The 11,985-nt window shown below is 65.6% G+C and carries 12 protein-coding genes; 4 read left to right on the top strand and 8 right to left on the bottom strand.

Features of this window, described 5'->3' with window-relative positions; all coding sequences use genetic code 11:
* Window positions 1–57: 57 nt before the first annotated feature.
* Window positions 58–843: an alpha/beta hydrolase gene (locus tag ACH49N_RS12430; RefSeq protein ID WP_358272093.1), complete on the top strand. Its 786-nt coding sequence runs from the start codon at window positions 58–60 to the stop codon at window positions 841–843.
* 4 nt (window positions 844–847) lie between these two features.
* Here ACH49N_RS12430 and ACH49N_RS12425 read toward each other — a convergent pair whose 3' ends face one another.
* The 6 genes from ACH49N_RS12425 to ACH49N_RS12400 all read right to left on the bottom strand — a co-directional run bounded on the left by ACH49N_RS12425 (window position 848) and on the right by ACH49N_RS12400 (window position 7,383).
* Entirely contained in the window at window positions 848–2,083 is a 1,236-nt protein-coding gene (locus tag ACH49N_RS12425) for an acetyl-CoA C-acetyltransferase (protein ID WP_358272095.1), read from the bottom strand.
* Window positions 2,076–3,782, bottom strand: a complete 1,707-nt coding sequence (locus ACH49N_RS12420) for an AMP-binding protein (protein ID WP_358272097.1) — start codon at window positions 3,780–3,782, stop codon at window positions 2,076–2,078. Before ACH49N_RS12420 ends, ACH49N_RS12425 begins: the two co-directional genes overlap by 8 nt.
* The gene (locus tag ACH49N_RS12415; RefSeq protein WP_358272099.1) at window positions 3,779–4,624 is read right to left on the bottom strand and encodes an alpha/beta hydrolase; all 846 of its coding nucleotides are present in this window, start codon (window positions 4,622–4,624) and stop codon (window positions 3,779–3,781) included. Before ACH49N_RS12415 ends, ACH49N_RS12420 begins: the two co-directional genes overlap by 4 nt.
* The gene (locus tag ACH49N_RS12410; protein WP_358272100.1) at window positions 4,621–5,448 is read right to left on the bottom strand and encodes a hypothetical protein; all 828 of its coding nucleotides are present in this window, start codon (window positions 5,446–5,448) and stop codon (window positions 4,621–4,623) included. Before ACH49N_RS12410 ends, ACH49N_RS12415 begins: the two co-directional genes overlap by 4 nt.
* A complete protein-coding gene (locus ACH49N_RS12405) occupies window positions 5,445–6,638 on the bottom strand; it encodes an acyl-CoA dehydrogenase family protein (RefSeq protein WP_358272102.1) in 1,194 nt (397 codons plus the stop codon). The genes ACH49N_RS12410 and ACH49N_RS12405 overlap by 4 nt, the downstream gene beginning before the upstream one ends.
* Window positions 6,639–6,777: 139 nt before the next feature.
* Window positions 6,778–7,383, bottom strand: coding sequence for a TetR/AcrR family transcriptional regulator (locus ACH49N_RS12400; RefSeq protein ID WP_358272103.1), 606 nt, complete (start codon window positions 7,381–7,383; stop codon window positions 6,778–6,780).
* Window positions 7,384–7,528: 145 nt separating this feature from the next.
* Here ACH49N_RS12400 and ACH49N_RS12395 point away from each other — a divergent pair, with 145 nt between their 5' ends.
* Genes ACH49N_RS12395 through ACH49N_RS12385 form a run of 3 tightly spaced genes read left to right on the top strand, consistent with a single transcriptional unit; the run spans window position 7,529 to window position 9,953 of the window.
* Window positions 7,529–8,008, top strand: a complete 480-nt coding sequence (locus ACH49N_RS12395) for a nuclear transport factor 2 family protein (RefSeq protein WP_250767653.1) — start codon at window positions 7,529–7,531, stop codon at window positions 8,006–8,008.
* Window positions 8,005–8,358, top strand: coding sequence for a DUF485 domain-containing protein (locus tag ACH49N_RS12390; RefSeq protein WP_358272105.1), 354 nt, complete (start codon window positions 8,005–8,007; stop codon window positions 8,356–8,358). The genes ACH49N_RS12395 and ACH49N_RS12390 overlap by 4 nt, the downstream gene beginning before the upstream one ends.
* A complete protein-coding gene (locus tag ACH49N_RS12385) occupies window positions 8,355–9,953 on the top strand; it encodes a cation acetate symporter (RefSeq protein WP_109333993.1) in 1,599 nt (532 codons plus the stop codon). Before ACH49N_RS12390 ends, ACH49N_RS12385 begins: the two co-directional genes overlap by 4 nt.
* Before the next feature lie 53 nt (window positions 9,954–10,006).
* Here ACH49N_RS12385 and ACH49N_RS12380 read toward each other — a convergent pair whose 3' ends face one another.
* Both ACH49N_RS12380 and ACH49N_RS12375 read right to left on the bottom strand, forming a co-directional pair.
* On the bottom strand, window positions 10,007–11,101 hold the full coding sequence (locus ACH49N_RS12380; RefSeq protein WP_358272107.1) for a diacylglycerol kinase: 1,095 nt from the start codon (window positions 11,099–11,101) through the stop codon (window positions 10,007–10,009).
* Entirely contained in the window at window positions 11,098–11,904 is an 807-nt protein-coding gene (locus ACH49N_RS12375; protein ID WP_358272109.1) for an SDR family oxidoreductase, read from the bottom strand. The genes ACH49N_RS12380 and ACH49N_RS12375 overlap by 4 nt, the downstream gene beginning before the upstream one ends.
* Window positions 11,905–11,985: the final 81 nt, after the last annotated feature.

The following is an 11,985-nucleotide window of genomic DNA, read 5'->3' as shown; positions in this document are numbered from 1 at the left end:
CCGGGTGAGACGATTCGCATCGCCTCACCCGGGGCATTGCTGTATAGGACAGGAAGCATGATGACAGGCAGAACGACCGAGTTCGTGCACACGAGCGACGCGGTGATCGAGGTCGTCGTCGAGGGTGACGGTCCGTCGGTAATTCTGTTGCCCTCACTGGGCCGCGAATCGTACGACTATGGCGACGTCGCAGAGGGTTTGGCGCGGAACGGGTACCGTGTCTCCCGCCCGCAGCCCCGCGGAATCGGCCGGAGCGAAGGGCCGCTCGACAACATCACCTTGCATGACCTCGCCGCCGACGTGGCGGCAGTGATCGAGGCGCAGGACAACGGCGCGGCAGTGGTGGTCGGCCATGCCTTCGGGCATTACGTCGCCCGGATGCTGGCCGCCGACCGGCCCGAGCTGGTGCGCGGCGTCGTGGTCGCGGCCGGTGGGGCGCGGCACTATCCTGCCGAGTTGACCACGCTGGCGGTGCAGTGCGCCGACGCGTACCTGCCCCAATCCGAGCGGATCCGCCATCTGCAGACCGGGTTCTTCGCACCCGGCAACGACCCCGCCGAGTGGCTCACCGGCTGGTACCCGGACGTGTCGAAGCGGCAGCTCGCAGCCTCGGCCGCTACACCCAAAGACGAGTGGTGGGCCGTGGCGCATCAGCCGATCCTCGACCTTCAGGCAGCTCTGGACCCGTTTCGACCCCGCGAGACGGCGAACGAACTGCGGGACCAGTTGGGCGAAGTGGTCACCGTGTCCGTCATCCCGAACGCCAGTCACGCACTACTGCCGGAAGCGCCCGCACAGGTTGTGCGGGCGCTCACCGACTGGATCCGGACTCTCGACAGCTGAGTGGCTACACCCGCTCGAAGATGGCCGTCAAACCCTGGCCGCCGCCGATGCACATCGTTTCGAGTCCGTAGCGGGCGCCGCGACGGTCCATCTCGCGCAACAGGGTGGCGAGGATCCGCACTCCCGTCGCACCGACGGGATGACCGAGCGAGATCCCCGACCCGTTGACGTTGGTGCGGTCGAAATCCTGGGTACCGAACTCCCATTCCCGCGTGACGGCCAGCGCCTGTGCCGCAAATGCCTCGTTCAGTTCGATCAGGTCGATGTCTGCGAGCGTCAGCCCCGCGCGCTTCAGTGCCCGCTCGGTGGACGGCACCGGTCCGATACCCATTTCGGACGGCTCGACCCCGGCCACCGCCCAGGTGACCAGTCGTGCGAGTGGCCGAAGGCCGAGACGCTCCGCATGGGCACGCGTGGTGACGAGACAGGCTGCGGCGCCGTCGTTTTGCCCACTTGCGTTGCCTGCGGTGACGGTCGCATCGGGGTCGCTGTGACCCATGATCGGGCGCAACCGGGCGAGTGACTCGACCGTCGTGTCCGCCCGGGGGTGCTCGTCCCGATCGACACGCTGCGGGTCACCCTTGCGGCGGGGAACCTCCACCGGAACGATCTCCTCGCCGAACTTCCCCGACTCGATCGCTGCGACTGCCCTCTGATGGGATTTCACCGCAAGTTCGTCCTGCTCGCTGCGGCTGATGGCGTACTTGCGACGCAGGTTCTCTGCCGTCTCGAGCATGCCGCCGGGAACCGGGTAGTTTCGGCCGCCCGCGGTCACCCGCCCGCGAGCCAGACGGTCGTGGAGTGCTGCCGGCGCACCGCCCGCTCCCCAGCGCATCGACTCGGTGTAATACTCGGCACGACTCATCGACTCCACGCCGCCGGCGATGACCAACTCGGCCACCCCCGTCTGCACCCGCATCGCTGCGTCGAGCACTGCTTGCAGGCCCGACCCGCAGCGGCGATCGAGTTGCTGTCCGGGAACGGTCACCGGCAGGCCGGCGTCCAGTGCCACCACCCTGCCGATGGCAGGTGCTTCCCCGTTGGGGTAGCACTGCCCGAAGATGACGTCGTCGACGCCGTCCGGTTCGATCTTCGTGCGGGCCAGTAGCTCGGACACCACGCGGGCACCGAGGTCCGCGGCCGGAACGTCCTTGAACTGCCCGCCATAACGTCCGACCGGGGTACGCAGGGGCTCACAGACGACGACATCGTTCGCCTGGGCATTCGAGTTTTCAGGCACTGCGGAAATCCCTTTCGTGATCGGTCCACTGCTGCGCCCATTCGCGCAGCTCGACCGCTCGGATCTTGGTTCCGTTTCCACCCACCGTGGTGGGCATTCGTTCGATGATGTGCACTGCGCTCGGAACCTTGAACGCTGCCAACGACTCTGCGCACCAGGCCTTCAGTTCGGCAGCGCCGATTTCTGCCCCCTCGGTGGGGACGACGAAGGCGATTGCCTGGGTGTATCCGCCGTCGCCGGTGATCCCGACGACCTTCGCCAGGTGCACGGACTCGTGTTCGGCCAACCGGTGCTCGATCTCCGCCGGATCCACCAGGAATCCGCGCAACCGCAGTACGTCACCCATCCGGCAGACGTACGTATAACCCCCGTCGCCCGTTGCGACGGCAAGATCGCCGCTGCGAAACCACCCGTCCGCTGTGAATGCTCGCGCCACTGCATCCGGATTACCGAGATACGCGTCGACGACGTTCGGTCCGCGGACCTGAAGTTCACCCTGCTGACCGTCCGGTAGTACGGTGTCGTCCAGAGGGTCGGCTATCCGAACCTCGATCTCCGGCGACACCGGGCGTCCACCACCGTTCCACCGCAACGACTCCGGGTCGTCATCCGTCCAGAGCAGCATCAGGGCGAACACCTCGGACGACCCGAAGACACCAGTGGTGACGGCACCGAATTTTTCGCGCACCCACGCTGCCACCTCATGAGATCGGCCGAGGAAATCGGCGATGCCGATCCTCTTCAGCGAGGACAGGTCGGCGCGTTCCCCGCCGTGCCAGGTGTCGTACAGGCGGGTGAAGAGGTCGTCGCCGCCCACGACGTGCGTGACCTTCTCCGACTGCATACGACGCAAGGTCGCGGAGGCGTCGAACACCGGTTCCATCAGCAGCGCACCACCGCCCGCGAGCGTGGCCATCGCGGTGCTGAATCCGAAGACGCCGGACACCGGTAGCACACACAGGGTCACATCACCGGGCTCGATGCCGAGAAGGCGGGCGTCCGCGCGTGCGTGGCGAACGACTGCACATTCCCGATGTGCGGCCAGTTTAGGTACCCCGGTGGATCCCGAAGTCGTAAATGCCACTGCAAGAGGGTCGGCGGCGTCCGCGTGGGCACCGGTCACGGTCGTGGTCGCCATGTCGGGCGTCTGCGGAACCCGCACAGAACCGTCGATCCCGCGACCCACGTTCCAGGCGCCACTGCCGAGGTCGAACGCGGCGCGCTCGAGCTCGGACGCGCCCTCTTCCGGCCCTCGCACGACGGCGATCACCGGAGCCGGGGTGTCGAGGGACTGCTGCGCATCCCGTAGGCGTCCGTACAGATCGAGTCCGTGGAACCGGGCGGCCACCGCGACTACCGCCGGCCTGGCCGAGGTGAGAATGTGGGCGATCTCCTGGGTGTTGTAGCGGGTGTTCACGCCGATGACGTGCGCCCCGACCGCCGACGCCGCCCATTGCCAGAGCACCGCATCCGACCAGTTCGGCAGCAGCACAGCCACACACTGGCCACGCCGAATACCGGCCTGTCGCAGTTCCGACGCCACACCGGAGGCGCGTGCAGCGAACTCCGCGCGGCTTATGGGTACCCGCCTGTCACCCACGACGTCGATCGTCATGACGGCATCCGGGTCGGCCGTCACCAGTTCGTCGAGCAGCGAAGCGAGCGTGTCATGGCGGGTGGCCGTGTCGTGTGCCGTCACGAGAGCACCTCCGCCGAACGTAGCTCGGTCAGCCACTGGTCCGCCAACGACGCGAAGTCGTCGACCTCCTCCATGGGGTAGTGGCCGATTCCGTCGAGCTTGGTGTAGCGCGCGTAGCCCGGTCGCGCCGAATTGATCAGCGCTGCCACCTTCTCGACCGCACCGGTCTGGATCCAGGGGTCCTGCTCTCCGGCGACGACGTGGAGCGGGCACGTGGTGTGGGCCAGACGGTTTCGGACGTCATGCATTCCCCAGGCGATGAGATCCGACGACGAAATCTCCGGGTCTTCACGCTTGTGCATCGTGGCGATCAGCTGGGCTGCCTCCGCGGGCACGGAGTGACCTACCGAGGCCAGGGTGCCGAGGTAGGTGCGGTCACCGCGACTCGGACCGGCGACATCCTCGAGTTCGCGCCGCAGTCCGCCGACGTTGACCCGGCCGGGGCCTGCCTCGGCTGCCATCGCGATTGCACCGGCCAATGGGCGCTCGGGGCGCGTCGCCAACTCGAGAGTCAGCTTCCCGCCGATCGAGCAGCCTATGACATAAGGCCGCTCGACTCCGAGCAGGTCGAGCACTTTCCACAGCCAGTTCCCATAGACGACGAGATCGGTGACGGGTCCGCCGACCGCAGGCTCGGAACGGCCGTGACCGGGAAGGTCGGGCACGATCACCCGATAACCCCTCCTCGCCAGTGCCGATGCCACGTGCCGCCATTGCACCCCGCTCTGTCCCGCGGTGTGCAGGCACAGCACCGTGGGTGTGCCGTCCGTGGACGTGTCGGGTGTGACGATCTCGACGAACCCGAGAGCGCCATCGATGTTCAGATAGCGGGCCTCGATCATGAGCGGGCCTCCCTTCCCCCGGTGAGTGGCGAAATGTCGTTCTGCGCGCGTCGTCGGTCATTCGCGGCGGCCCGGGCGTGGGTGACGAGGATGTCGAGTGGTTTGGTGAGACGCAGGTATTCGTAACCGTCTCCCGCTGAGGAGAATTCACCTCGGATTGCACGCCGCATGAAGTCGTGATGTTCACCGAACACCAAGTCCACCCATGTGGACGCCGGCGCGCGAAGCGTGAACGTCGCACCCCCGGGAACACGCCGACTGATGTCGATGATGCGTCCACGGTAGATTCTCAGATGCACCTCACGGCTGTGCCCCGAACCGTCGAGGCAGCACAGGCCAATCGTCCCGTCCCAGGTGGCCAACGACGAGGTGAAGTTCCGGTCGTCGGCAAGTGGTTCGCGGAGCAGCTCCGCCCACGCGACGGTGCAAAAGTCCGTGGCCGGATCGGTTCCGACGGCAGACCCCTCAGGCAGCCGCCAGGTTTCGATTCCTTGCTCCCGGACGTTTCCGTTCTCGTCGATCAACCGCAGATGCCGGTCGACCTCCACCGTGTCCTCGGACCGCTGAACACGGGTGATCACCGACTCGGCCAGAACGACGTCGTCGGCCTCTACCGCCGACACGGTGTTCCATTGCAGACCCGTTCGGGCTGCGCCGTCCAGGTTCGATTCGTCGAGCGCTCCGGCGACCACGACCCCTGTGAGTGACGCACCCGATCCGGGGAACGTAGCGCCCGACGCGGCAATGACGTCGGACACCCGACGCTCGGCGCTGACGGCCCGATCGCCGACAGCCAGGCGCTGCTGTTGCGTGAGGACACTCATACCGACACTCTTCCCAGCAACTCGTCCGAGATGATCCGCATCTGAATTTCACTCGTACCTTCGAAAATCTTCGTCAATCGTGCGTCGCGCCAATGTCTTTCCACTTGGAAGTCGGTGGTGTAGCCCGCGCCCCCATGGATTTGCACGGCCTCACTGGTGACGCGTTCGGCCATCTCGGTCGCGACGAGTTTGCACATCGACGCTTCGAGAGAGCACCGGCGTCCGGTGTCGATATCGGTGGCCACCGAGTACATGAGCTGGCGGGCAGCTTCGATGTCGGCCGCCATCGTCGCGACCTTGAAGCGCAGATGCTGAAAATCTGCCAGTTCGTGACCGAACTGCCGACGGGTGTGGAGGTAGGCGATCGAGTCCTCGAGCGCGGCCCGGGCGAGGCCGATGGCCCGCGCAGCAGTGTGCGCACGACCCACCTCCAGACCACTCACTGCCAGGTAGAAGCCCTTGCCTTCCTCACCCAGCATCGCGCTGGCCGGCACCCGGTAGTTGTCGAACGACAACTCCCACGTGTTCCAGCCGAAATAGCCGATCTTGCGAATCTTGGTACCACTGATGCCCTGCGGGAACTCGCCGCGCTCCTTCTCGATGAGGAAGGCGCTGATGCCGCGATGCGGCTTGGCCGGATCCTTCTGCGGGTCCGTCCGGGCGAAGAGAACGAGGTAGTCGGCCTCGTCGGCATAGGTGCACCACATCTTGGTGCCGCTCACCACCCAGTCGCCGCCGTCCCGGACCGCGCGGCACGAGATGTTGGCGACGTCGGAACCGGCCTCCGCCTCGGACAACGCGTAGGCACCCAGGTACTCACCCCGCGCCACCTTGGGCAGCAGATCGGCTTCCTGCTCCGGCGTGAAGCCGCCCCCCATCCCGTTGCCACGCGCCAGGAGTCCCGACACGCTCATCCACGCACGGGAGAGTTCCTCGGCCACAAGGCAGTACTCGAATACACCGAGACCGAGACCACCGTGCTCCTCGGGGATCATGATGCCGAAGAACCCGACGTCCGCCATGGCCTTCTTGAGGGTGTCAGGGATGGTCCCCTGGACCGGATCGAGTTCGTTGGCGACGGGCAGCACCTGGCTCATCGCGAAGTCGCGTGCCAGGTCACGGATCGCCAGTCGGTCCTCGGTGAGATATCGCGGCGAATCGGTTCGCGGCTGTGACGGCCGGTGAGTCATGGACACTCCTCATCCATTCGAGATTCGGGGCGCGAGACGGGGGAACTCAGGTTCCACACCCGAATCACATTAACGCTTGTTCACCCAGTACAGCACGGGTGCGCCGCCGGCGTCAACGGTGACCTCGGACAGCGCCGACTCAGGGTGCGCGGTATCCCACGAGGTTGAGCGCATAGACGCCGTACGAATCGGCAACCGCTTGCGCCGAGAGAGGGCCCTCGGTCCGGTACCAGAGAGCGATGCCGGCGCACATGGTCAAGACCGCGGTGACAGCCTGGTGAACGTGGGGAACAGCGAAGTCTCCGCTGGTCACACCCTCTTCCGCAATGGTGACGAAGAGATGTTCCTGCGCGTCCCGGGACCCCACCACCCGCTTGCGATCGACTTCTTCGAGGTACCGCAGCTCCGTGTTGGCGACCAGGCAGGCGCGCTGGTGTCGCGCGGTGTACAGCGAGTGCGCCACCACGGCAGCACGCCACCGGTCCGCCGGCGCAGGGCCCGCTTTCCGCAGGGCGTTCCGGGTAGCGGTGAACTGCTCGTCACTGGCGGAACGCAGAATGTCGACGAGCAGCTCGGCCTTGTTCTCGAAGTGGTTGTACACGTTCGCCGCACTACAACCGGCATTTTTCGCGATGTTCCGCATCGTCGCCGCGTGAAATCCCGAGAAGTAGAACTCGTCGAGCGCAGTGTCCAGAATGCGCTGCCGAACGGTCGGCTGAGCGGCGACGATTGACCGAGTGTTCATCCCTCGGAGGGTAGAGCGACCAGGACGGATGGGCAACAACCGTCGTCTTGACTACCCTCCCACCCTCGATTATGGTCCCCATCACATGAACGGCCGTTAATGACCGTGTCTTCTCACCCGCTCTGCACCGTGGAGGTACGCCGCCTTGAGCACCCTCGAAGAACGAATCCGCCGACTGGAAGACCTCGAGTCCATCCGGACACTCGACGCGCAGTACTGCCGTCTACTCGACGACGGCGACTGGGACGCTCTGATGGACTTGTTCACCGACGACGGAGAGTTCGACGGCTTGTCGAACCCCCGCGGTAAGGCCGAGATGAAGGAGTTTTTCTCCGGGCTCGCCGCCGGTGGCCTCACGGCGTTCTGGCACTTCATCACCAACCTCGAGATCGACCTCGACGGTGACCGCGCGACCGTGCGCTCGTTTCTGTGGCAACCGTGCGTGTCGGGTGGCACGTCGTCGATCGCGGCGGGCCGATACACCGACGAGGTGGTCCGTGTCGGCGACCGCTGGCTGTACCGTCGCAAGCAGGTCCGCTTCCACTACTTCGGGCCGCTGACCGACGGCTGGGACGAGAACCGGTTCGCGCTCGACTCCGCGCGCCGTGCGGCGGTGCACGCATGACCACCCACGCCTCCCTGGCCGAATCCGACAGCGCGATCTGGTCACCGATCCTCGCGTTGCCGGAGTTCGTCGAACTGCGACGACGCCGCCGCGCCGTGACGGCAAGCCTCGGCGTCGTCGCGGTCGGATTGTTCACCAGCTTCCTCGTCGGGTTCGCCTTCTTCCCCGAAGTGCTCGGCGGGACTGCACTATTGGGCATACCGCTCTCACTGTGGGTGGTGTTCTCCCAGTTCGCCGGCACCTGGCTTCTGGTGTACGCCTACTTCCGGCTATCCCGGACCTACATTCAGCCGGCCGCCGATGCGGCCGTACTGGCCATCGAACTACGCCAACAGGAGCGTGCCGCATGACGGGCGAAGCCGATTACCTTGCCATTGCCATTTGCTCTGCGGTCATCTCCCTGACCCTCTGGGTCACCTTTGCCGCGTCCCGGCGCAGTCGCAGCGCCACCGGCTTCTTTGCGGCCGGTCGCTCGATCACCGGCTGGCAGAACGGTTTCGCGATTGCCGGCGAGTTCATCTCCGCGGGTAGCTTCCTGGGTACCACCGGACTGATCTTCTACAAGGGCGTCGACGGGGCGGTGATTTTGTGTACCTCCGTCGTCTCCTTCCTGCCGGTGCTGTTCCTCCTCGCCGAGAAGATGCGCAACGTCGGAAAGTACACTCTTGCTGACGTTCTCGTGTTCCGGACAGGTGCCCGGCAGGTCCGGGTGGTGGTCGCGCTCAGCACGATCGTCACCGGCACATTCGTGCTGCTGGCCCAGCTCGTCGCGGCGGGCGTCCTGCTCGAGTCGGTGTCGGGCATTCCCTTCGGGCTGTCCGTCGTCGTCGCCGGAAGTTTGATGGGCATTTATGTGTTTGTCGGCGGCATGCTTGCCACCACCTGGGTTCAGGTGATCAAGTCGTCCATCTTGTCCGTCCTGGCCATCATCGTCTGCTTGGGAATTCTGGCGAAGTTCGGGTTCAGTCTCCCGTCCGTCTTGTCCGACGCCACCGACAACGCCGCCGCAGGAGACGCGATCCTGACGCCCGGACTCATCTTCGGACAGACCGGCGCAATCAATCTCATCTCCTACTCACTGGCCTTCGCCCTCGGCACCGCGGGCATGGCGCACATCCTCATTCGCTTCTTCACGGTCCCGGAGGCCGCGACGGCACGGAAGTCTCTCGGCTGGACTGTCGCGCTGTGCAGCGCCTTCTACCTGATCGTCATCGTGATGGGATTCGGCACCGCTGCACTCCTCGGACCCGACGGAGCAGATCGCGTCGGTGCCGGCGGCAACCTTGCGGCACCCACCCTGGTCACCGAACTCGGCGGTGGCGTCGGCACCGTAGGCGGATCGATCGCCTTGGCCATGGTGGCGGCCGTGGCATTCGCCAGCATCGTCGCCGTGGTCGCCGGTGTGGTGATCTCGGCGGCGGGCACTTTCGCGCACGATGTCTGGCCCACCGTCACCCGCACGAAAGCCGCCGACACGGAATCCACGGACATCCGCGAAGCAAAGATCGCGCGGTACGCCGCGGTTGCGTTCAGCATCATCGCCATCGGGCTGACCATGGCAATTGGCGACAGCACGAATATCACCTACTTCATGGGAATGGCGTTCATGGTGGCGGGAAGCGCTCACCTGCCCAGCCTGCTCCTCAGTCTCAACTGGCGACGGTTCAACAGCACAGGAGCCGTGTGGGGAATCTCGGTGGGGCTGGCGTCGACCGTGATCAGCCTGATGTTCACAGAGGCGCTCTGGTTGGGTAGCGGACCGGCACCACTCACCATCCAATTGCCCGTCATCATCACAATGCCTCTGGGTTTGGCTGCAGCAGTGATCGGCTCGCTCGTCGCGGAACGGCGGAACGGCATCAAGTCCGACCGAGACGAGAAGTTCGCCGAAATGCTGGTGCGCGCCGAGACCGGCATCGGAGCGGAGCTCGCCGAGGCGCACTGACGGCTCCGCCCGTGAGGGCTTCGCCCCTGTGAGGACTTCTTAACCACCCGATGTTAATAAGTACTCACGGGGCGCGGAGCGCACAACCCGCGACCGGTGATGAGCGGCAGATCCAGTGCGGTGACGAGTCCGGGTTCGGCCTCGACGACGGCATGCACCGAGTTCACCAATCGCATCGCGGTGACGATCATGCCCGACACGTTGTGGTCACCGTTTTCGCCGTTGTGGTTGAACTCGACGGACATCATCGGCTCACCCGTGATGTCGATGCGATAGCAGCCGTCACCGCGGTTCGGCTTCGGCCACTCGGGCATTTGGTCCGGATGCGTCCGGGTGATGTGCTCGAGTGCCACGCGCGGTACGCCGTCGACGGTGCCGATGACCTCGAACCGCACGGCAGCCGTCGTGCCTGCGGGGATGAGACAGGACACGACGTCGAGGTCGCGGTCTGCCGGAATCCGTGCGACCTTCTCCACCAGCGGCTCGTCGAGTGTGATGTCGAGGCCTGCCGCGATCTGGCGGACGACGCTTCCCCACGCCAGCGACAGCACTCCGGGCTGAAACAGCATAGGCGTCTCGTCGAGAGGTTTCCCGAATCCGAAGATGTCCCGCATCACCACGGGCTGGTAGTACGTGGAGTAGTCGGCGATCTCGTAACAGCGGACCTCGTCGATGCGCTGCGACAAACTTGTCATGGCCAGCGGCAGAACGTCATTGGCGAACCCTGGGTCGATGCCGTTGACGTGCAGACTGGCGCCACCCTGCTCGCCGGCACGGCGGATGCGGTCGACGAGTTCGGCCGGGACGACGCCGATCGGATATTGCAGCAGCACCGGACCCGAGGACACGACGTTGACGCCCGCTTCGAGAAAGGAGATCAGCTCCTCGACGGCCTCGAAGATGCGGTCGTCCGTCATCGCGGTATGCACGATGCAATCCGGTTTCAACGCGAGCAGGGCCGCCTTGTCGTCGGTGGCCCTCACCCCGAGTTCACGGTCGAGGCCGGCCAGTTCACCGGCGTCCTTCCCGACCTTGTCCGGATTCGACACCCAGACGCCGACCAGTTCGAGGTCGTCGCGGGCATCGATCCCTGCGATGGCATGTCGCCCGACTGTGCCGGTGGACCATTCGACGACGCGGTAGCTCATGGCTTCTCTCCGAGTTTCAGATCAGGAAGGCCGAGGTCGAGGTTCGGCTGGTCGAGGCCTCCGTCGACCTCGAGTACCTTGCCGGTGATGTACGAACCCGCCTTCGAGGACAGGTAGAGCACGGCCGCCGCGATGTCTTCGGGGTCGCCGATCCGGCCGAGCGGGGTGACACTTTCCATCGACGCTTTCACTGCCTCGTCGGAGGCGACGAATTCGAGTGCGGACGTCAACACCGACCCCACGGCGATCGCATTGACGCGGATGTTCGGGCTCAGATCGCGCGCTGCCAGCCGGGTGTAGTGCGCCAGTGCGGCTTTCGCGGTTCCGTAGGCCAGATAGCCGCGGCCGGACAGCCTGCCCATCACCGACGAAATGTTCACCACCGACCCGCCGTCGTGCGCGAGCATGTGCGGTACCGCTGCCCGCACCAGTGCATGTGCGGTGCTCACATTGAAATGGAATGCCTCCTCGAGATAGTCCGAGTCGGTGTCGAGAAGGCCGTTGGGGATGGTGCCGCCGACGTTGTTGACGACGATGTCGAGCCTTCCGAACTCTTCCTGCGCGGCGTCCGCGAGCGCGGCGACGGCGTGCAGATCCATGAGATCGGCGGGCACGACCAACGCGCGTCGCCCGGCCTCCTCGACCTGCGCCGCCACCTTCTGCAGCTGATCGGCATGGCGGGCGGAGATGACGACGTGAGCGCCCGCCTCCGCAAGCCCCACCGCGGTGGCCGCGCCGATGCCGCGGCCCGCGCCCGTGACGACGGCGACCCGGCCGTCCACTCTGAACCGATCGAGGATCATGGCGGCTCCTGTTGTCGTTCTCCCTCCGGCGAATGTAACAGGTTCTAGTTTGTGAGTGCAGTCGTTTCCCGCCAGAAGCGG

It is taken from the genome of Rhodococcus sp. NPDC019647 (assembly GCF_044389235.1).
Taxonomy (GTDB): domain Bacteria; phylum Actinomycetota; class Actinomycetes; order Mycobacteriales; family Mycobacteriaceae; genus Rhodococcus_F; species Rhodococcus_F oxybenzonivorans.
This window is presented reverse-complemented; position numbering and strand designations above follow the sequence as displayed.